19 protein-coding genes are annotated in these 21,516 nt (G+C 44.6%); 8 read left to right on the top strand and 11 right to left on the bottom strand.

What is annotated here, in order from left to right:
- Positions 1 to 43: 43 nt before the first annotated feature.
- The 3 genes from QT992_RS15165 to QT992_RS15155 all read right to left on the bottom strand — a co-directional run bounded on the left by QT992_RS15165 (position 44) and on the right by QT992_RS15155 (position 3,501).
- The gene (locus QT992_RS15165; RefSeq protein WP_333377236.1) at positions 44 to 1,012 is read right to left on the bottom strand and encodes a class 1 isoprenoid biosynthesis enzyme; all 969 of its coding nucleotides are present in this window, start codon (positions 1,010 to 1,012) and stop codon (positions 44 to 46) included.
- Between the two features lie 404 nt (positions 1,013 to 1,416).
- Positions 1,417 to 3,066: a relaxase/mobilization nuclease domain-containing protein gene (locus tag QT992_RS15160; RefSeq protein ID WP_333377234.1), complete on the bottom strand. Its 1,650-nt coding sequence runs from the start codon at positions 3,064 to 3,066 to the stop codon at positions 1,417 to 1,419.
- A gap of 57 nt (positions 3,067 to 3,123) precedes the next feature.
- On the bottom strand, positions 3,124 to 3,501 hold the full coding sequence (locus QT992_RS15155; RefSeq protein ID WP_333377232.1) for a hypothetical protein: 378 nt from the start codon (positions 3,499 to 3,501) through the stop codon (positions 3,124 to 3,126).
- Here QT992_RS15155 and QT992_RS15150 point away from each other — a divergent pair.
- From QT992_RS15150 to QT992_RS15120, 7 genes are all read left to right on the top strand, one after another.
- The gene (locus QT992_RS15150) at positions 3,500 to 3,694 is read left to right on the top strand and encodes a hypothetical protein (protein WP_333377230.1); all 195 of its coding nucleotides are present in this window, start codon (positions 3,500 to 3,502) and stop codon (positions 3,692 to 3,694) included. The genes QT992_RS15155 and QT992_RS15150 overlap by 2 nt on opposite strands.
- A gap of 539 nt (positions 3,695 to 4,233) precedes the next feature.
- Positions 4,234 to 5,415: a ParM/StbA family protein gene (locus QT992_RS15145; protein ID WP_333377228.1), complete on the top strand. Its 1,182-nt coding sequence runs from the start codon at positions 4,234 to 4,236 to the stop codon at positions 5,413 to 5,415.
- Positions 5,408 to 5,872, top strand: a complete 465-nt coding sequence (locus QT992_RS15140; RefSeq protein WP_333377226.1) for a hypothetical protein — start codon at positions 5,408 to 5,410, stop codon at positions 5,870 to 5,872. The genes QT992_RS15145 and QT992_RS15140 overlap by 8 nt, the downstream gene beginning before the upstream one ends.
- A 55-nt stretch (positions 5,873 to 5,927) precedes the next feature.
- The gene (locus QT992_RS15135; RefSeq protein WP_333377224.1) at positions 5,928 to 6,773 is read left to right on the top strand and encodes a mobilization protein; all 846 of its coding nucleotides are present in this window, start codon (positions 5,928 to 5,930) and stop codon (positions 6,771 to 6,773) included.
- Complete coding sequence (locus QT992_RS15130) at positions 6,770 to 7,453, top strand: DUF6753 family protein (protein WP_333377222.1); 684 nt, start codon at positions 6,770 to 6,772, stop codon at positions 7,451 to 7,453. Before QT992_RS15135 ends, QT992_RS15130 begins: the two co-directional genes overlap by 4 nt.
- Before the next feature lie 91 nt (positions 7,454 to 7,544).
- Positions 7,545 to 8,915: a hypothetical protein gene (locus QT992_RS15125; RefSeq protein ID WP_333377220.1), complete on the top strand. Its 1,371-nt coding sequence runs from the start codon at positions 7,545 to 7,547 to the stop codon at positions 8,913 to 8,915.
- Between the two features lie 232 nt (positions 8,916 to 9,147).
- A complete protein-coding gene (locus QT992_RS15120) occupies positions 9,148 to 10,893 on the top strand; it encodes a hypothetical protein (RefSeq protein WP_333377218.1) in 1,746 nt (581 codons plus the stop codon).
- A 70-nt stretch (positions 10,894 to 10,963) separates the two neighbouring features.
- Here the strand turns inward: QT992_RS15120 and QT992_RS15115 are convergent, their stop codons facing one another.
- The 8 genes from QT992_RS15115 to QT992_RS15080 form a co-directional block, all read right to left on the bottom strand.
- Complete coding sequence (locus QT992_RS15115; protein ID WP_333377216.1) at positions 10,964 to 12,586, bottom strand: Eco57I restriction-modification methylase domain-containing protein; 1,623 nt, start codon at positions 12,584 to 12,586, stop codon at positions 10,964 to 10,966.
- Positions 12,583 to 13,545 carry a XamI family restriction endonuclease gene (locus QT992_RS15110; protein ID WP_333377214.1) on the bottom strand — a complete coding sequence of 321 codons (963 nt, stop codon included), beginning with the start codon at positions 13,543 to 13,545 and terminating at the stop codon, positions 12,583 to 12,585. The genes QT992_RS15115 and QT992_RS15110 overlap by 4 nt, the downstream gene beginning before the upstream one ends.
- A gap of 95 nt (positions 13,546 to 13,640) precedes the next feature.
- On the bottom strand, positions 13,641 to 14,375 hold the full coding sequence (locus QT992_RS15105) for a response regulator transcription factor (protein WP_333048843.1): 735 nt from the start codon (positions 14,373 to 14,375) through the stop codon (positions 13,641 to 13,643).
- A 191-nt stretch (positions 14,376 to 14,566) separates the two neighbouring features.
- Positions 14,567 to 15,646 (bottom strand): hybrid sensor histidine kinase/response regulator, encoded by a 1,080-nt coding sequence (locus tag QT992_RS15100; RefSeq protein WP_333377212.1) that lies wholly within the window; start codon positions 15,644 to 15,646, stop codon positions 14,567 to 14,569.
- Positions 15,643 to 16,128 (bottom strand): hypothetical protein, encoded by a 486-nt coding sequence (locus tag QT992_RS15095; protein WP_333377211.1) that lies wholly within the window; start codon positions 16,126 to 16,128, stop codon positions 15,643 to 15,645. Before QT992_RS15095 ends, QT992_RS15100 begins: the two co-directional genes overlap by 4 nt.
- Before the next feature lie 656 nt (positions 16,129 to 16,784).
- Positions 16,785 to 17,711 carry a ParB/RepB/Spo0J family partition protein gene (locus QT992_RS15090; RefSeq protein ID WP_333377209.1) on the bottom strand — a complete coding sequence of 309 codons (927 nt, stop codon included), beginning with the start codon at positions 17,709 to 17,711 and terminating at the stop codon, positions 16,785 to 16,787.
- Positions 17,701 to 18,462 (bottom strand): ParA family protein, encoded by a 762-nt coding sequence (locus tag QT992_RS15085; RefSeq protein ID WP_333377207.1) that lies wholly within the window; start codon positions 18,460 to 18,462, stop codon positions 17,701 to 17,703. Before QT992_RS15085 ends, QT992_RS15090 begins: the two co-directional genes overlap by 11 nt.
- 324 nt (positions 18,463 to 18,786) lie before the next feature.
- Entirely contained in the window at positions 18,787 to 19,413 is a 627-nt protein-coding gene (locus QT992_RS15080) for a hypothetical protein (RefSeq protein ID WP_333377205.1), read from the bottom strand.
- A 393-nt stretch (positions 19,414 to 19,806) separates the two neighbouring features.
- Here QT992_RS15080 and QT992_RS15075 point away from each other — a divergent pair, with 393 nt between their 5' ends.
- Positions 19,807 to 21,384 carry a hypothetical protein gene (locus QT992_RS15075; RefSeq protein WP_333377203.1) on the top strand — a complete coding sequence of 526 codons (1,578 nt, stop codon included), beginning with the start codon at positions 19,807 to 19,809 and terminating at the stop codon, positions 21,382 to 21,384.
- Positions 21,385 to 21,516 lie beyond the last annotated feature (132 nt).

Below are 21,516 nucleotides of genomic sequence, written 5' to 3'. Positions count from 1 at the left end.
AGACCAAATAAGCTGCATCCCAACATACGACTTTGTGGTGTAGTCACCATTCATCCGCTGGTTTTAAGAAAAAAGGATACCAGGGAATAGTTAAAAATTGTTCTTCGTTGATCGAAAGTTCACACGATTGCAACATTTTTATCATCTTATTCTCTTCCTCAATGTACCACTCCACCAGTTTCTGAACAGCACATCTATTGTAGGATTTTTCCATAGACAACAAAAGGTTACTATTGCCATTTGTCTTATCCTCTTCGTAGTCTCTCACGTCATCCGTGAATTGAGTGAGGGAGCCTAAAGAGCGAAGTGCCTCTTTAATATGTACCGACCCCGAATGACCCAAAATTTTTTCAACCTGAAGAAAATCAGCAATTAGACTTGTTGCTTCTCCAGAAACGCGCCTTTGCTTTATTTCTAATACATCTTTAGGCGTTAAACTTAAATCTTTTTCAAGTAGAAAGTACTTTGTTTGGCTGGCTAGACTGCGAGCAACTAATTCTTGCAATTTAATGATGGTGTCTGGTGAAAATATTCCAGAAGCGCCTTGAAGAATACTTGTAATTGCCATGTTGACATGAAGTATAAAACCGACAATTGATGCATTTACCTCGATTGATGTGGGTATATGTTTATCAGCCCCTGAGTAAGTAAATGCAGAGGTAAACTTACTGATATCTTCAATAAAGTCATCAATGAGATGAACCGACAAGTAGTAAAGGCAGAATGCCTGGATAGGAGAAGCTCTCATTGCAGGAGGGATACCCAATGCATCCGCAACTACTATGCCATCAAGAGCATATAATCTGGGTTTTTCGTTCAGATGAAACGGAAATCCAGTTATCTCTTCAGCTCGATATACGAAGCTCAATGAAGAACTCCATATGTCTTCAGCTTCTGACACCAATGAAGCAAACTTAGAGATCACATCTTCAGGGAAATAGCGGGGAATTTGCTCATCTTGATTGGCAATTACTAGATTAAAGAGACTGACATACTTTTTTTCCTGCTGCATTCTGCTGAACCTACTTAGTGAACCTAGCTTTTCTGTACTCTATCTTCGTGGATAATAGTTAATCGTTAAACCACACAAACGTGAATTTGAGGAACGTCTAACTTATCATTGTATCGCAGTTGCGGTACAAGGTTGTGTATAAACTAACAATATCACAGATTCAATACTTGGGACACTTTTTAATGGGCAATGGTAAAATGCGGGTTTTGGACTCCAAGCTCGTCGTGATCGCCAACGGTAAAATGACGTTGAAGCCCGAAAAAGTCGCGTAGGGGTAGCCAGCCGCAGGCACCGCACGCACATATCTTTTTTGAGGCAGATCAACTCAAACCCTTGTATACTGTGTCTTTCAACTTGCTTGTCACCCCGTCAGCCTTATTGGGTCTATATCCTAGTTCTCTTTGTCACCCCCCCAGATCAAGTTCATCTGATTGGCTTTCCATTTCTTGAACCTCGGTTATCAGTATCTCATTCCACCCACTAATACCAGGGTTTATTCGTTTGGCTTGAGGTAATATCGAGATAATTTCTAGGGACAATTTCTCTCCAATTTCGTCTCCTTTCAAACCGACTACTATAGCGGGAATGCTTCTGAGAAACTCTGTGGGCAAGGAAGATATGGCATCAATGCTTAAGTACAAAGTCGGTCTGCGATTGAAATCGGGGTCGAGAGCGATCGCAGACAGCATTTCCACCGGATTGCTGGCAATAACGGCTCTTTCAATATCGTTTTTAGTCGCTATCCAGAAAATACCTTGTTCGCTGTCTTTTCCAAGTAATATTCCTGCGTTACTACCAATGGAAAATGTTCCATTTGACTCCCAAGTGGAGGTTCCCATATAATCTCCCGTAAGCGTGCGGAGAGTAAACACAGCACAGGCACGGTCATCTGTATCTATCCACCCTTTCTCGTGTAACAAATCTATCAATTCGGAGGGGAGGCAGGCATTTTCTACCAGCCTTTCTCGCACGGATTGCCAGTGAAGAGTTAAATCTGGTTCGTTTGTCTGTTGATTTAATGATTCATCCAGGGATACATCTTCTGACTTAACATTTGAAGAATCAGTGGCACTCTCTTCAGCATCGGAAATATTGGTGGTGTTTTCTTCTTCTATGGTGTAAATATCTGGGTTAATATTCCTGTTGGGGGGTAAATTATTGTTCCCGGTGCTATTGATGTCAGTATTGCCTGTGGTGTCACTATCTGTGTTTCCGTCCCCATCAGGTTTACAGTTTCCTGTTTGTAAAATCTGGTTAGAGGTTCCAGTTGGAAATTGTGCCACAACTTCCGAATCTATGTCAGGAGAATAACTGACTCCTTTATATTTTTGAAGTCCTTTGAAGGTGTAAGCTTTGCCTAAATGAGTGCCGCTAAAAGCGATATTATCTAATTTGTAGCTAATGCCTAATTCACCTGCGGGGGTAGGTTTTATTTTGACACTAATACCTTGTTCGCTGAGTCGGTCAATCAAAAGAGCAAGCGCGGGACTGTCAGTGGTTGTACGATCTAGTGCTGTTTGCAGTTGTTCCCGCGTGCTGATTTCCCCCGTTCTTGCTAACCATCGGTGTTCGCCAGTTGTGGGAGAACGACGTTCTTTATCAAAACTGCGAGAAGCTGGTGTCAAGTCGTACTTTTCTTCTAATTCTTCAATTAACTTTTCGCTGCGTAGGTAGTTCCAGCTATCGGATACGCAAGTTCCTTTTTCATCTAATTTGATACGGCTGGCTGCAATGTGAATGTGGTCGTGGTCGCGGTCGGTATGGCGGATGATAGCAAACAGGTTTTTATCCAGCCCCATTCCTTCTAGATAATCTAGAGCGATCGCCCGCCATTTGGCATCAGGGATATACTCGCCAGAAGGCACGCTCAAAGTCACATGGTAAACTGGTTTTTCAACTCTAGGGTTGAGTTGTTTGGAAAAGAGAAACTCCGCAGCTAATTCCTGGGCATTTTCTCCTACCATATTTCCTCCAATTAGTGAAGCTCCTTCTTTGGAGAAGAGGTAATTGAGCAATGGAGTAAAAGTTTTACCGATTTTCTGCTTGCCAATCATTATTTACTAAACTTAAAAGTTGTGTAGTAAAAAAGTGATGATTTGTGGATGTTTTTATTAAAACTTTTCACTAGGAGCTTCTAAATTTTCCTCAATATCGCTTAAATTCATTAGAAATGGGACGTTCATTTGCTGTTGCTGTACTTGCTTGAGCAGCGCCAAAGTTTGCTCAATCAGTTCCTCAAAGTTGGCTGGCTGTGTAATTTTTCCCCCCATCCATAATGATTGTTCTGTAGCAATGGCAATCGGTTTAAGCCGGAGGTTAAGTTCGGCTAATTTTTGGCATAGGGCTGGTTGATGTTGTTGTTTAAAAGTGTGGTATCGAAATAGGCCACTGATGCTCACCTGAAGATTTTTAGCCATTGTCTCAGCAAGCTGAAGTTCTTCTGGCGTTAGGCGTATCTCTATTCTTTTGATTCGTTTAGATATCGACATGGCTAGTTTGATCGCTATTTGGTGTTGGGGTAACGAACTTTATCCTTCGGCGATCGGGCCTCAGCCACCTGCCGATCGCTTGTTGCCAGGAGTGGCTTTAACGCATGGAAACTCGATGTCAGTCTTTCCAATGGAAAATTTTCCATTGCCACTAGGGCTCAGACTCTGGTTTGGCTGGGTTCGACTCGCGTAGGAATTTCTAATGGAAAATTTTCCATTGTCACTGCGGCCGAGATCCAGATTTGGCTGAACTTAACAGGCGTGGGAATTTCCAATAGACATCTCCGAAAATCAATGATGCGTGCTCTTCCACTTTTGCTTGCATACGCGATCGCCCTTGTCTCTAGATATTTTTTCGAGATGTCTGTCTAATGGAAAATTTTCCATTGAACAGCGACAGGCTGGCAGCAGCGCTCTCCTCATAGGGGTGCTACCCCGTTATAGAAAGCAGTTTGCACGCACCTCTGACACAGTTTGCTACCAAAAGCTGTGTCAAAGCCTAAGCCGTGAGTCCGATTTTTGCGGGTGCTGGGATTCAGACAACTGGCTGAGGGAGGCGAGGTTTTACGAGGGTTAATAAGTAGTAAGTGCGTTTTAAACCTCAATAGCTGTTGTTTTGCAGCCTTCTTTTGAGGTGCACTTGGCTGAAGCGTAAGGGTTATTTCTGCACGCCCAAGCGTACAGGGCTGTTTTTTTACCACTCTTGAAACTTCAATTAGGAAGAGCTGCGATATGAGCGAAACTACTATCGAAACCATCTGGCCTCAAGCGATCGCGGCCTACGATTACGGGGGGTCAGCTACCAAAATTCTCTACGCAGGGCCAAAGAATCAAATTCGACTGCTGTGCATGGAACCGGAGGTCGTATCTGTACCGCACGAATCAATTTTGGCTTACGGCAGAGACCAATTGGGGTCAGCCGAGCCTGAGAATACGGCTTGGGTTGCCTTTAGAAACGATTACAGGGCAGTGGGGTATTTGGCAAAAGAGAGGTTTCATGCCAATGCCGGCCTTTCGGAGCTCAAATACGAGAGGGCGCTGCACAAAACTCTGGCGGCGATGTGGGCGATTAAGGAAAAGCTGAATTTGCCTCCTAATTTTACGGCGGCGATCGCTGCGCTGCTACCCCCAGGGGAATATGAAGACCGGGGGAGGTTCGAGCGGGTGCTGCGGGAGGCTTTAGCCGATTACCAAACTCCTACAGGTCAGATGAGCGTGGAATTATTGGCGTTTAACTGCAAGCCAGAGGGGGGTGGCATTTACCTGATGCACAACAAGAAAGTCGGTTCTGTTTTGAAAGAGCGGGTGTGCGCGATCGCCATGATTGGCTATCGTAATGCCAGTCTGCTGGTGGTGCAACGGGGGGATGTCAGGCCGGGAAAAACGAGCGATTTGGGCTTCATCCGCATGGTGGAGAGGGTGGTAGCTAGGACTTCAGGGCAAACTGCTGAGCGATTGACTCCGGCGATCGCCGCAGCGGGCTCTGAGTTTAAGGCAGCTTCTTTGATGCGGTTGGCTCGCAGCACGACTAAGCAAGGGCGGGCTGAAGAAGTGCAGCAGATGATAGCAGCAATCAAAGAGGCGCGGCCTGGATATGTGCGGAGTCTCACCAGTTGGTTGGATGAGAATTTGCCACCAGACTGCGATGAATTGGTGTTCTGTGGTGGGACGGCTGATTATCTCAAAAAGGAGTTAAACGAACATTACGATCGCTTCCCGATTATTTGGAATGCCGAAATTGCTATGCCACCTATTTTGGAAAAGAAAGGGTTGGAAAATCGGCTCAATGATGTCTATGGGATGTTTTCGTATTTCAAGGGTAATTTGAAAAAGCAGTTCAATTCTCAGGTCACAGAATCCGCTGTTTGTGGGTCAAAAGGTTCCGTTTTACAGGAGATAGTTGCTCGTGGCTAAGGAAAAAGAAAGGGTTGATTTTTTGTGGCGCTATCAGCCTTTAAAATCTACTGAAGATGGAGTTTTGATGTCTTATATTAAAGGCAATTTATTGCTGCCTTCGAGAGAAATGATTCTCCAATCTCTGCGACCTTACTGGCTGCCGCTAGCATATCTGGAAAAAGGGAATATCGATCCAGTTATTTTAGAGCGGTTATTTAGAAATGCTGTCTATGCTCTGGAAAAGCACGCTCTCTATTTGCGCGATCGAGGCGGGCTTGAATATCCTCCTATTCATATAGGGGGAATGCCTATTTCTTCAATACCCTCTTCGCGAGAATTACCTGCTGATATTGAGGAGGCAGACAGGTCTATGCTGGGCGGTGCTAGTTTGATGGGTTCTCACCATGACCCTAGCAAATTGACTGCGGATGACTTGTTTGAGTTAGAGGATTTTGATGATTCAGGATTCGCGTGATTAGGATTCAATTGTTGATTTGTTAGAAAGTAAACGTGAAATAGAGGATTGAGATATGGCAAGTAGAAGTAGGAACTCCAAGTATCAAGTTCAGCTAACAGATTCTGTGGTTAAACAGGTAGATGAAGGAGGAGATTCAGGTATGGGTACAGCGACAGAAAACTCGAATAGTTTCAAAGAGTGCGACTTAGAAAAGGTTGAGAAGTCTGCAACTAAAATTCATCTGATTGATGGAGAGAAAGGTGGGGTTGGCAAGAGCTTATTTGCTAGGCTTTTAATTCAGTATTTCTTGGATAAGAATTTTCCGTTTTTTGCCGTAGATACGGATCGCTCTAATCCTGATGTGTCTCGAATCTATGAGAGTGTATGCCGTGAAGCTCTATTTAGCGAGGACGAGAAGAAGTTTTACGAAGCGGATCGGATTTTTGAATTGGCGTTTGAGAAGAGCGTAATTGTCAATTTACCGGCTCAGGTTTATCCTTTGGTGACTAAGTGGATGGGAAGGAACAATTTAATTGAGTTGGGGAAGCAATCTCGTATTAGTTTTTGCAAGTGGTTTATTTGCACGGGGGGCTACGATAGCGTGCAGCTCTTTTTGAAGTCAGTTAAGCATTTTGACAATAAGATTGCTCATGTCCTCGTCCGCAATTTAGGATTGGAGGATGATTGGAGTTCTGTGGAAGAGATGGAGGAGGTGCAGAATGCGATTAAAAAATATGAGGTGAAGGTGATTGATTTCCCTAAGTTTTATTCGCGGGAAAGGAATGCGATCGATGCACGGGGGATAACTTTTGATTTGGCAAGGAATAGTCAGGAACTAGGTGTGTTGGGCCGGCAGCGGATTAAGTCATTTATGTTGTCAGCTTATGAGGCCTTTGAAACTACGGGGATGTTGCCGTGAGTTATGGTGCTGTTGATACTAAATCTTTGCTTGATATTGCTTTAGAGGGGCAATCTGAGGAGTATCGGCGCAAGGTTTTGGAGTTGGCTTTTAAGGGGAAAATTGAGCCAACTGACCCGATTTTTCTGATTTTGTTGGCGACTGGCCGCTTGGAAGTGCTGATTCAAGAGAGTCCGAAACCGGAGGATTTTGAGTTAGCGTTCGATCGGTGGGTGGGGCGGATTAATAAGACTTTGGCGAGTTACGAACGGGTGGCGGTTGAGAAGCAAGAGGGGCAAATTGCTGAGGCTGTGAATTCTCTGGTGCGTCAGACGGAATTGAGGAGGGTGGCGACTTCTGCGGGTTCTTTGGTGGTGGCGGCGGGTATCCTGTTGACGACGTTGGGTATTGGTGCTTTGATGGGATGGATGGGTTTACTTGGGTCGCAAGGAGGGTTTGCGCCGGGGAAAGCGGTTCATTTGACTCAGGAGCAGGCGGAGGCTTTGCGGTGGGCGACTAGCGCTGAGGGGAAGTTGGCTCGGAATTTGATGAGGTGGAATTCGGATAGTCTGACTAATTTAGAGTGTAAAAAGGATGTCAGGCGTTTGGGGGTGACTCTGGAAGTGGCGGGGCGTGCATCTACGTCCGGATTTTGCACTATTTGGGTGGAACCTGTAAAGAAGCGTAAGTTTAGGGATTAAGTGCTTGCGGTTTTATGCAGTGTCTTTGTCCTCTGGCTGAAAAATCCGATTTGAATCGATGTAGACAATTAGTTCCCAAAGGAGTATTTCAATGAGCGCTCAAGAACAGATGAAGGTAGTTCAATCAATTTACGACCAGTTTTTTGCCTCATTGACTGAAGCACCATCGGGCAAACCAGCAGTAGGCTCGAAAGATAATATTTTTGTAATTATGGAGAAGAAAGGTCGTTTAATTCGTTCTAAAGATTTTGTAAACCCTTGGACTCCAGGTAATACATCGGGAAACCAGCAAGCTGCCGTGAATTTAGCGGTCTTAGCCAACGAGATTCCGCAGGTGGCAGCGATCTATGCTGATAATAAATCAAGGGTTACAGAAATTTATCAACTGACGTTGAATGCTCAAGTTATTCCTCCTGCTCCTAATCCTCAGGCAGAGAAATCATATGAAGATGCTTATAAAGTACTCTACAGAGAGGTTACAAAAAAAGATGATGATACAGGAGAAACGATAACCTCAACGTTTGAGACTTCCAGCTACAAGGAATATAAGGAGAAGAAGGGGAAGTATGAAGATGCTGTAGCAATATTTGGGAAAGAGTTTGTAGATGCAAATCGAACGGAAGAAGGGCGAAATAACTGGCCTATATTGGGACGAAGGTATCAAAGTGATGTAGACGATGCTTGGGATGCTTGGCGTGCCACAGATGCAACAAAAGTCGAGGATGCTTTAGCCGCAAAAGACCTGACTTCTAACAATGCAATTGGTCGTGCTTTTTTGGACTCAAAGAAGTTATTCGATTCCTACAAACAACTTTTAGATGGTACTTTTTATTGGCGTTCTCGTGCCGTACCATCGGACTGGCATGATCCAAGTACAGCAGTTGATTGGCCAGAAATGCAAGCATCCTCTAGTAGTTATTTTAACGAGACGAGCTCTGAGTTCACTAGTTACGGTGGTGGTGGCTTTGTTGGGTTAGGACTGTGGAGTGTCGGAGGTGGTTTTAATAGTACAGAAAAGGAAGAACATTTTCAATCTGAAAGTGAAAATATAAAGGTACGCTTTAAGTATTCAATTGTGACCATTGATCGCCCTTGGTTGAATTACACGCTTTTCAAGCTTCCTGGTTGGAGTGTCTCAGGTATTAATCCTAAATTTTTCTCTAACGGGACTAAGCAAAACCAAAAGGATAGCCTGATCCCGTTACTGCCCCAGGCTTTCATTGTAGTTCAGGGTGTAGAAATTACTGCAAAGTGGGGAAAGACTGATCGGGATATTATCAATAAAGCTGTTAGCGGTTCGGGTAGCGTTGGTTGGGGACCATTTTCTGTTGGTGGTTCCTACAGCCATAGTTCTAGTGATGATACAGCTAAGGCAACATTTGCTGATTCTACATTGAAAATTCCCGGTGTGCAGATTATGGGTTGGATTTGCAATGTAGTGCCAGCTTGCCCTCCGCAGTGATTAAGTTTCGCGATCTGAACAATTGCTAATTAGATGTATAACTCGGCAGTGGGGGTAGTTAAATACTCCCACTATTTGACTCATTAGCTAATTGAAAAGATCAAAATAATGATCAATAGAGCACGATGGAATGTTCACAGTAACAAGTTTATAAATTCTCGGCTACTTTGATACAGTCATTCCCTTTCACTGCAAAAATTCTCTAGAATCACCTGTTGAGGAAGCTGAATAGATGAATAAACCTTTATACGATCCAAGCAACTATCGTCCTGGTATGCCTGGGTGGACAGGACAGATTGGTAAACTTGCTTTTGTAAATACTACTGAAAAGACTGTCTTTGTCAAGCTGTATCATCCCGACGCGCCAGATCGAGTATACAGTACTCATCAAATTGACCCTGATCAAAACATCTATCTAGCTGACTCAGTGGGTATGGACTGGGGAATACAGGTTAATGACTCACCTATACGAATTGTTGGTTTAGTCTCTGATTGGAACCTTTTTGAGGGAGAGCACATTTTTCAAACATGGCCAGATAGAGTTAGATTCTTTAGTGAGATTCCCTTGTACGATCCAAGCAACTATCGTCCTGGTATGCCTGGTTGGACAGGACAGATTGGTAAACTTGCTTTTGTCAATACCACTCAAAAGACTGTTTTTGTTAAACTGTATGATCCTGACGCTCCTAATCGGATACACAGTACTCATCAAATTGACCCTGATCAAAACATCTACCTAACTGATCCAATAGGTATGGACTGGGGAATTCAAGTCAATGACTCACCTATAAGAATTGTTGGTTTAGTCTCAGATTGGAACCTTTTTGATGGGAAGCACATTTTTCAAACATGGCCAGACAAGGTCAAAGTTGGAAATCCCCAAACAGCTTTGAATGACACAATAGAGCAAATATATCAATTTTTATATGAATCTTTAACAGGAAATTCATCAGGACGAAACCCTATAGAACAAAAAAATATTTTCTTGACAATCAATATTCCTGGAGAAATTGTTGATACCGATCAATTTGCAAATCCATGGCTTCCCGATAACACTAGCGGCTCAACTGTAGCGCTTGAAAATTTCGCTTTGCTAGTAAACTCTATTCCTCTAGTTTCGTATAAGCATATACCAAGTGGAAGTTTTGTTGACTTTGTTTATGGAGAAATAGTAGCTAACGCTAACGTTCAAACCGTTTCTCCTAATCCAAGTGAAGTTGCTACTTACGAAGCTGCATATAACCTTTTATACGTTGATTCTCATAGTGTTGATACTTTAGGGAATCCCATAACGATGAAAATTGAATCGTTGGAATACCGGGACTACTTAGATAAAAGAGCAACTTATAGAAATGCTTTGTTGGAGTATGCTAGCTCATCCTCACAATATAGCGAATTAGATCCCGTGAAATGGGCACTTTTAGTGCCAGAACTTGATAAAAAAGTTAGTCTAGCCTGGTCTAATCTTCAAACTCCACAATCTTTGAAAATTGAAGCAGCCTTAGACATTTTACGAAGTGCTGGTTCCTCAACTATTGCAACTATGTTTAGCAATGCAAAACGGATTTATGAAACTACTAAGCGTGCCAGTTTAATCAATCCGCTACTAACATGGCATCTTACTTCTGCATTTCCAACAAAATGGTTTGATGTTGATTCGATCAATTTTACGCCCATCGCCACTGAATTCTTTTCTCTGGAGTTTGCTCGTGTTGAAATTCGTCGTCCTTGGTTAAACCCTGACTTGTTTTCTTTTGAGCAATGGAGTGTAGCTGGAAGACAGAAGGGCAGCTATTCTACAGGCATCCTGATAAACAATAAGGGAATTTTTCCATTACTACCAACAGGGTTCATTATTGCTCGTAATCTCAGCGTTACAGCTAATATAAACGGTGCTAATGTTCAGTTATTATCTCAGCCTAAACTACAGATTATTGCTTGGATAAATAGGGTAATTCCCTTTTGTCCGCATAGCTAATAGTAATGGAGAGTGTACTTGGAATCGATTAGTAGCACAAGCTAGCTAACAATCCCGTTGCACATCGACCCTATCGAGATGGCTGGTTGAGTTCGAGAGGTTGTTCACGGCAGGTGAACGGGGTTGTTAGATTACGAGGTGAGTTTTTAACCAATTTAGGTAAAACTTCAAGAATCTTTCCTGCGAGCGCATTACCCAATTCCCTCGGCTCCAGCTTATGCAATCCACCCCCGTAAACGCGCCCTTCACCCATCAACGCCTCATCAGAAATGCGATCGAGCGCCTGCCACACCTCCTTAAGCAATTCTGGCTTCTCTAAAAGCACTTTGGCAAGGGCAGGTTTAGGATACAACATCAAATAGACATTCGTAGCCGTAGCCATTGAATGATTCAGAATAAATCGAAAAGGTCTACCTCTACCAGTATCCTGACGGCCCATATAGGTACAGAGTAAAGGCGAAGGAGGACGTTTTTCCTGAGAATACCAGGGAGAGCGATGCTTGCACAGGTAGCGATCGCAAATTCCCTGCCTTACTCCCATCTGCAAATATTCCCAAAGCGATGGATACTTAGCTTTCACCTCCAAAGGAGGCAAATCACAAGAAAGCAGGAATAACAGGCGATCGAGAATCGGATTTCCCAAGCGATCGCCCTCAATCTCATCAACTGATAACAACCGGGGACTAGGCAAAACTGGCTTGAGAAACTCAAAGGGCAATTGGTATGCAGAAACTTGCTCGGGTGTCAGCACAAAAAAATTGTTCGCTCCCGTCGCCAGCCCCCGTTTAATAGTAAATAAGTCCTTAAGTTTCAACGGCTGCTCTTGAGAATTCACACTACCAGACATCAGTCCAAACTTAGTCCACTTAGCTGCACTGCGTAGCGACTCCACCGACACGATCAGCGACATTTTAGATGCTGTCAGACTCCCTCCATAGGTGAACTCAACAGCATGATTAGCAGGTGGCAAAGCTTTCTTAAACCAAACCACTGCTGATGTACAGAGTGCATCTTCAAACTGCACGTCAGCAGGATCGAAACAGTGAATTCGCAGCAGAGTAACGCGATTTAGCAAGTAATCTTTAATTTGCTGCCCGTAATTCACATCCATAAATCCACTGGGAATCAGCCACCCCGCTAAGCCGCCAACAGCCATACTCGCATCCGCAATGCACAAAAAATGGCAGTAAAGACTAGCCAACTGACTAAGTTTAACTCCCGCTGTTTGCTGTGCTAGCTGTTGCAGCCGCAGCTTTTCAACTCGGTTTAAATGATGGTGTCGCACATAGGGGGGATTGCAAATGACTAAGTTAGCTTTTGCCTCGTCAGAGTCAGGGGGTATCGCTTGGGTAAAGTCAGCGATATTCAGATGTAGCGAAGTGTCACTCCAAAGCTTAATCGCTTCGTTCCCGTAGTGGGGGTCAATTTCATAGCCGACTGCTTTAACAATTTGCGATCGCCCAAATTGCTGCAATAATGCCGAGTAAAAAGAACCTGTACCAAAAGCCGGGTCGAGAAAACGAATCTTAATATCCGACGGCAACAGCATTGAAGCATATTTGAGAATATCTGCTGCCAGTGTTGGAGGCGTAGCAAACTGACCTAGCTTATTTCGCTGAGCTTGAGTTCTAGCTCCATCCAGTTGCGATTGCCGCAACATTCGTGTCAATTCAATTGTTGCAGTTACATTCATATCCCAAACAGCCCCAAATCCTCAATCCGATGTTCCCAAACCCAGTCAATCCCTTCTGCCGCTTCATAACCCAAATAGCCACTGTCAAAGTAACCGCAAAGAAACAAAATAAAACGCACGTTATTGCCGTAGTTACTCCTCAATTGAGTCATTTTAATAGCTTCTTCCTTGCGTCGCTTATTGGGATTGGTATAGTCACCGGCTGATTTCGCTTCAATCAGTAACGGAAATTCACCGGGGCTAGAATTAATTGGCGCGATCGCAACATCAATAGGGATATTAATTTGTTTGGTGCCGGACTGTAAAAGTACCGGGATATTGAGCCGAAACGAGAAAGTCCCCGGTTGCATTGTCTCAAAACTTAATCCGGCTCCTCCTCTAACATAGGAATAACCACGCTGTTCCAGCCATTGTCTGATCATAGCAAGCTGTCTTCGTTCTTGAGCGTTGCGAACGATCGGGTCAGAAATAGCACCGCAAAGGCGATCGGCAACAATTGTCGCTGCTCTTTGAACTTCAGTCTCCGTTGGCTGCTGTCCGCTTTCTAGCCAAGGAAAAATATCTTTGTCGAGCAGTCGTGCAATAATTTGACTAATTTTTGTGAGTTCAGCATCCAGAGTTGCAATGTCTGCCCGGGGCGGAATTCGCTGTTTCTCTTCCATATTTTTGACCAGGTTGGGCGACACTCCTGCTAAACCGATCAGGCGATCTCGCGCAATTGGCGGCGCTGCCGCCATGCGTAAAATGGGCAAAACCTCTGGATGCTGTTGCAGCAGGGCGGACGTGATGTTGGTTAGATTGGCTGTTTCTGCTAAGGCGGATTCAACTTGTTGAGTGGTAGCAATGCGAGTGTCGCGGTAGGCTTTTGGAGCGAACTGCATGAACCAATTGTTATAGAAGTCTACCGACAGGGCAATATCGGGTTTCCACAAGTGTGGTTTGTCGGCATTAACTGGCACTGCACCTCCTCTAATCGCGACCCTCGCCTAAATAGCTTAGATTACTGGAACGTCTCTGTTGTATTATCCACCAAGCGGTTGCTCTTGAAGCGGATTTAGTCAACTAAACCCGCGCGAAGGGCTCTGACAGCAGCTTGAGTGCGATCGTCGCAAGACAGCTTATTGAGGATATTACGCACATGAGTTTTCACAGTACCGAGAGAAATGTATAGCTGCTTGCAAATTTCCTCATTGCTGCACCCTTCAACAATCAACTCTATAACCTCTTTTTCTCGTTCTGTTAAAGGGTTCGCCATTAACAAATGACTGTATTCTGGCTCGACTCCATTGATTGACACAGTGGAAATAGTTGCTGAGTTAACAGCTTCCTTGAAAGGGTTATTCATGCGAGCCAAAACGATTCTGGCAATTGAAGAATCGATCCAGTTTTCACCAGCATTTGTCTCAACAACAGCTTCCACTAACTTTTCAAAACTGACATCTTTCATGCAGTAAGAGTCGGCTCCCGCTGCAAAAGCTGCCAGCACGGATTCCTCATTATCCTGCATCGTTAAAATCAATACTTTCGGTTGGTTCTCCACGCTTGGAGTTTGGGCAGTTTGTATGTATTCTTTGAACCTTTTTGTCAGTTCAATCCCATCTACTAACCCCGGTAGTCCGATATCAACGATCGCTACGTCAGGCCGGGTTTTCTCCAGTAAAGTTATCCCTTGCAGGCCGTTAGCTGCCTCTCCGATAAATTCGAGTTCTTCGCAGTCTTCTAAAGCTGCTTTGATTCCGGCCCTTGTCAGGTGGTGGTCTTCAATTAAGGCAACGCTAATTTTATTCATGGTTTGTTTAAAAAAAGGACAATTGTACTTCAGCGACACGAGTGTGTCCAAGGTAAGCTGTCGTGCATTTAAATTACATATGGTCTGTTCCCCGTTTTCCGTTCCCTGTTCCCTTTCACTAAATCCTCACACCCTATTTAAATGCTGAACAGCTTATAACCTATGCGCTTTTTTGTATCCAAACAAGACTTTTAGAGCGAGATAGGGAGCCGTACAGTAAATGTGCTGCCTTGACCCACCGTTGATGTCACGTCAATGCTGCCAGAGTGGGCTTCTACAATCCGGTGGGACAAATGCAGCCCCAAGCCGCAACCTGCTCTAGCATGGTTTCCGGTGCGAAATCGTTCAAACAGCGAGGCTTGTTCTGAGGCTCTGATGCCGGGGCCGGTGTCTTCTACGCTAATGCTTACCGACTTGATATCTGAACGGACAACGATTTTCACACAACCAAAATCGGTGAATTTAATGGCATTTCCCACTAAGTTGGTGATGACTCGGCGGAGTTCGAGGCGATCGCCCTCAATCCGCAGTGGTTGTGGGTCAGGCTCGTCGAAAGTTAGGACAAGTCCTTTATCGATAGCCACAGCCTCCAGTTCCTTGACAACTTCTTTGACCAGTTTTTTAAGGTCGAAGGGGGCAATCGCGAGGCTCTTGGAACCTGATTCAAATCGGTGAACCTCTAGTAAAGTATTGACTAACGAAAGCAAATTTTGGTTACTGTTGCCGATGGTGGCGATCGCCTCTACCGCTTGAATGGGCAGTTCACCGAATTTCCCTCGTTTGAGCAGGATCAGCATTCTATCAGCGGCAACTAGGGGAATCCGCAAGTCGTGGGTAAGACGAGCCACAAAATCCTCTCGTGCCTTTGTCATTTCCAGCATCGCATCTATGCTGTGTTTGAGCCGGAGGAGGCTGCGGACGCGAGCCAGCAAATCATTTACCTGGATGGGCTTGCAAACAAAATCGTCAGCGCCCAAGTCGAGTCCATCTGCTATGGTCATTGAGTTGTCAGCCGCAATTAACAGGATGGGGATAAAGGGAAGTTGAGGATTTGAGCGAATTCTGTAAGTCACTTCGTAACCGTCTACTTCTGGCATCATTACATCCAACAGGAGTAAATCTGGTGGCGACTCCTCAACCTTAGCTAAAGCATCAAGGCCGCTGGAGCTCGTGCTGACGCAGTAGCCTTCTTCTGAGAGAATAGCCTGCATAATAAATAAGTTGTCAGTTGTATCGTCAACCGCCAAGATTTTACTGGGTTTATCTCTCATTGCCCTGAATTTTTCTCCCGCCTCCATCCAAAGCTTACGAACGAGTCCATATCTTCTGACTCAGCCTTTTGGCGGATAAAACTTAAAAACTGTTGATAATCTTGAAGCTGCTTGGATTCTTCCAACTTTCGCTGCTTTCTGATTCGCAGCAAGTAGTCTTTGAGGCGAACGTACCGCCAACCAACTTGAAACCCCAGCTCGTATATTTGAGTTGCTTTTGGGTTCGCGGTCGCGTTGAGTAAGGTTTGTGCGACGCTTGGCGAGTCGAAGTCAGAAATTGTTCTCCTGCTTTGTTTTCCATCCTTACAGCCTTTCCAAAACTCTTTGCTGCTAGTTGAAGTTTGGATGGAAATCTTGTACTCTTGGAGCGTCGATTCAAGCCAATCTAAGTCTTGTTTTCTGTCGTTCGAGAGTGAATCGTTTGGCTGATACTTATTCCAGGCGCGAGCAAAAGCATTTAGCGAATTTTGAAAATCTGCCAAAAAACAGTCTAACAGGGTTTGATACTTTGACGATGGTGAAAGTCGGCTGCAGTTTGAAAGAGTGTGAGTTTGTGGCATAACTGTCAACATAAGCAAAACTTGGTTTTAGTTGGCTTTTTTCGATTTCATCTCCTGTCTCCAACCTATCAACTGCCAAGGTTAAGCGAGTTCTACCTAAAAGCTGATTTTTCATTCAATAATGTTGATTAAGATGCTTGTTAGCGCGACTTTTGTTTTTAGAGGAATAGTTGTAGGACTTACACATTGACAAAATGATTATATAGATGTCAAATGGGTTCGATGGGAAAATGGAGTTAGTGATCAATACTCCGGACAGTTTTTGGAACGATACTACAAGCTTACGCGGGGCAAGGAGCATAAAAAAGTCGAATTAAATGTAAGTCAGGGGTGGAGCTGACATTGATTTAATTATCCACAGTGGCTCAAAGTCAAGCGAGCATAAGCCATTGGGCCATATAAAAACTGTCCGGACTATTGTGAATTGAGAAGTTCAAAAAATAATCACGGTTGCTAACTCCAGTCCAAGGATTGATTAAAATTAGGCGATCGCAGAGCTATCAGAGGTACTCACAATACAATCATTTTGTCAATGCGTAAGTCCTAAGTTGTTCGCTCCAGTATTGCTAAGCTTTTTTCTAATCTGCTAAGACGGATTCTAGCTCTGTTAGGATTTTTTGGAGGCGCTTCTGCTTCTTTGGATCGCTCCAAGCTTTGGACTTGTTCGCTTTTGTTAAAGCTCCCTTTATTTGGCTTTTGAGATTTTCTTCCGGTTCTTCTCCCGAAGTACCTGCCTTTAAATCCGCGATGCGTTCTTTAATCTGAGTTAAAGATAGACCTTCAGCGATCGCGGCTTCTAGAAGCGACTTTCTTGCCTGCTCGTCTTTAACTTTGGCGATCGCTAGCGCCTTGGTGTACTCGATCTGACCCCGGCGCAGGGCTTCTTGGATGTCGGACGGCAGCTTCAGCAGTCCCAGTCTGTTGCTGACGAAAGACTCCCATGACATCCGCCCCAATTCGCTAAAAACCTTGACGACTATTTGCATTTCATGATGAATGATAACGTTATCATTCATCCTCTGTACGTCATTTTGCATCCGGTAGAGCAGCCGCACCACCTCTTCTAGATCGTATTCAAGGTAATGGGAGAGCAGTTGCAAGATACCCTCCGTTTCTTCGACTGGGTTGAGGTCTTCCCGCTGGAGGTTCTCAACTAATGCGACGCGCAGAGCTTGCTGTTGGGTCAAGTCCCGAACGATAACAGGAACTTCTGTCAATCCCACTTCTCTAGCAGCTCTATACCGCCTTTCGCCAGCTACTAGCTCGTATTTTTCATTTCCCAAAGGACGGACTAATAGAGGTTGGAGAATTCCATCAGTTTTTACTGACTCAACCAAAGCCTGCATAGCTTGGGAGTCGAAGTATCGGCGAGGTTGAGAGGATGGAAGCTTTATCGACTCAATCGAGAGCAGTTTTTCTGCTGTTGGTTCTGCCACTTCTTCATCTCCAAACAAAACGCTCAAATTTGCCTTACCTTTATAGGGCTGGTCATTCTTACTTGACATTGAGTTTCTCCATCTTGGCTGCTAGCTGGTCTAATATTTTGACGACGGGATTTTTAGGTTCGTAAACAGCAAGCGGGACTTGTTTCTCGGAAGCATCCGCGAAAGCAGTTATGCGCGGGATGGGAGTGTAAACGGGGCCGAAGGTCGTAAACTGCTCGCTCATAGCCTTGAGAGTCCGCTTATCCTGAGAGTTGGCAGCAGCATAGCGGGAGGGAACAAAACCAGCTATCTGCAAAGAGCGGTTTCCTTTCTTTCTGATTCTCGCTACTGTTTGCAACAGGAGGTTGGTGCCCTCAAAGGCTTTGTAGTGAGTCTCAACGGGGACTAAGACATGAGTAGCGGCTACCAGGCTGATGTAGCTGAGCAACCCTAAACTGGGAGGGCAATCTATGAGAATGAAGTCGTAGTTGTCTTGAATGGGGGCGATCGCATCCTTGAGGCGAACTTCCCGAAAATCCATGTTAACCAGTTGAATTTCAGCCGCACTGAGGTTGATGTTGGTAGGAGCCAAATCCATACCGTGAATGCCCGTGTGGATGGACATAGGCTCCTCATTGACAATGGCATCAAACACAGTTTTATCCAAATTCTGAGAGTCAACCCCCATGAAGAGCGTCAGGGAACCTTGAGGATCGATATCGATAAGAAGAACCTTGTGGCCTCGCTTAGAGAGGTGGTAGCCGAGATTGAGCGCGATCGTGGTTTTCCCCACACCGCCGGCTTGGTTGAACAGCGAGATTATCTTTGTCATGAGTTGCCCTCCTGTAGCGTGCCACCATAGTTCCAATCCTGCGTGCAAAAGGAGGAGGCGGTTAAAACTGTAAGCATATTTGCACTCTTGTTGAAGTTTGGGGATGTCTGTACTTTAGGTATGAACCGTCACTATCCCCCGACAGTTTTGTAAAAAAACTATAGTTATACTCTCATATAAAAGTGATATCTCTGAAGGCGCATTAGGAATTTTTTTATTTTTTCCCACTCGGAAAGGCAATTGGCAACAGTGACCATGCCGTTGCTGTAAAAGACAACGGCAATGCGGTCGGGTATAAATGTAGGCAGGTGACGCTAAATACTTCTAAGCTCGCTCTTTCATTGACTTGTAGGGATAAGGATAGTTGATTGTTAGTTTGAGCGAGCCAGGAAGTACCTCTGGTTGATTAATAATGCAGTAAATGAGATATCCAGCCCGTTCTACTTCTGTCCAAGCCAGAGGCGAGAACTGGGCTGACTCACAAATGGCGCGTTTAACCAGTCCCGGTCTGCTGCGGTTCTCAAACAGAGCTTGCACGAACTGGGTGGGATTGGCTATGGCAGGGGACAGAAGCTTGCAAAATTTTCTAGGATGAACTGTCCGAAGGTAATTGATAGCAGCTTGTCCATTAAATGCTTCAACTAGAGATGGGGAAATTTGCAAGTGCTGGAGCAGCAAGTCCATATCTTCATCAGTATTGGTTACTGCCCATAAATTATCCTCGAGCCACCCCCAAACTATCTGCTCAGCCTCTTTGTGAGTTGCTACCAAAAAGCGATTTCCTTTGTAGGTAAACCCTAATACGTGGGGCAGTTGGGGGAGAGACCAGTCGGCAAAAGTGCGATCGCTGTCCAGTAGCAATAGGACGGATGCTAGTATGTGCCTCCTGCTGTGCCGCAGCGGATCGGCCGGTACAGGCTGTCGAGAGCTGTGTTGATGGTCAAACTGCATGGGAACGCCGTTCTCCTGTTGACAGTAAAAGTTACTGATTTAAGCTAAAAGCTAAAGGCTGTAAACTAAATCCGCCGTCCCTCCTAATTTCCCACTTCAAAAGTCATCGGCAATATTAATCTTGCGGACTATTAAAATGCGATCCAAATGTAAAAACTATCATCCGAGTGGCTGTTGTTTTTTGTAATTCCAGCTAGTTATGGCAATAGGCAAAAAGCGTTTGTTAGACGCCTTTTTTTCGGGACAATACTTTTTGATAAAACAATTACTGGTTCAATGTTCTATGCCTTGAGAACTAAAGTTAGTTACAACTCCAGACGTATCGAGAGCGACAAGAGCACATGATAGGTTGATTGCTAAAATATCGACGCGCTTTTAGGTGGCGGTACGCTTATGTTTTTAGACACCATACAGAGATTTTCCCCTGAGTATATTTTGAGGCTAAAACAAATAGGGCTGGCTTTTTTTGAGAAGATAGCAACTGATCGAGCAATAGCTGGAGAAACCCAAGATTTTTACCAGGGATTACTTGCAGGATTGGATCGGGCAGTTAAATTAATAGACGAAGAAAGCGGAGTACAAACGCTTAGTCTTTTAGAAGCTAAAATAGCAACTTTTATCAATGATGGAGGAGATGATTCGCCCCAACAACATCCAAGTTCAAATTCAGGAGGAGGCGACTGTAAGCTATCAATTTGTAGGTTGCCTGCTAGTTCCATTTCTCAACTCAGACAAATTGGAACAGGAACCCATTGCGAACCGGCTCTAGAAGATTGCATCTGCCTCGCCGAGACTCAAGATTTCTATCACGGCTGCCTTGCTGCTATTGATTTTGCCCTGTCCTTGGCAGGTGAGAAATATGCCTATGCTCAAATCAGTCTGGTAAAAACTAACGCAGCCAATTTCATCGAATTAAACAAAGATTGGGAGCGCCGAGTTCTCGAGCTTAAAGGATTATCTTCTTCAAAGAGGCAAGATGGGCAACCAAAACAAAATTTGCTGGTTTGGCTTTCGCAAGCAGATGGTGACAATCAAGTTGGGACGCTGGGTAGTGAAGCAGAGGGCGATGAAGCTGATTCGCTCTCGACAGAAGCGGGGGCTTTAGCTGAAATACAGGAGCAAGATTTAAAGAGCGATCGCTCTAATTCCAGCGAACTAACCATACCTCTTGCTTCTAGCAATTCGGCTATTTTGAAAGACCAGAATGAAAGTCAAGAGGGAGTCCGAGAACAGTTTACAGAAGAGGTAGTAAAGCTGGAAGAAGAAGAGCGCTTAGAGCTAGAGAATTTGCTATCTGGGGCTTTATTAGATGGCTATCAACAGTTGAAGCTGGGGAAATCCAAGATTATAGAAGATTGGACAGTATTTTTAGAGGAGGGTGACGCAATCAGGGTGATTTCAGATCGAGACAGCCACATTGTGCTGCGGATTACTTTAGAGGGTGAAGTGCAAAGCGCTTTATCTTATGGCGATGCAGAGGTTTTGGGTACAATTGTAAAAGAAAACTCTGAGGATTTGGCTATATTTTCTAAATGGTTAGAGCCGATAATTCCGAATCCGTCAGCGGGCGATTTGAATGCTGATTCAGTACAGCCAGCAGCCACAATGGATATTCAGCAGGTAAAAATGGCTGAGTCTATTCTGCCAACGGCTCAAAGAGCTTTTGAGTATTTTCTCAATTATGCACGCGATCGCGTGGAAGAAACTGATGAGTACACCCGCGTTCGGGTAGGAGATTTGTACGATCTGATCGTGGGAGAGTCTGAAGGGGTTTCGGTGTCTTCTCTGACTGTTTCTGTCCGAGGGGAGTTAATCAAAGTTCGTGGAGAAGATTTGGTTTTAGCTCAGGGTATTTCCTCTGAAGATATTGATTTTTGGGCAGTGGTGGCAGAAGAGCTAGATCGGATAGAGGCGAGGAATAGGGATTGGGAGCGATCGGAACCAGATAGTGCAAGTGGTTTAGGGCGCTGAATCGCTGGAAATATAATTTTTCAGGAACAGGGAAAATAGTAGCTTCAGCGCGGCTTTTTTGCTGCAAAACTTGCAGGCTGTTGCGGTAGGGGTTTAGCTGTTGAGTTACGACCTTAGCATAGCACCTATGCA

Origin of the sequence: Microcoleus sp. T3_D1 (assembly GCF_036700405.1) — a bacterium.
GTDB lineage: Bacteria > Cyanobacteriota > Cyanobacteriia > Cyanobacteriales > Microcoleaceae > Microcoleus.
The sequence above is the reverse complement of the archived record's forward strand: the minus strand, read 5'-3'. Positions and strand labels throughout refer to the sequence as shown.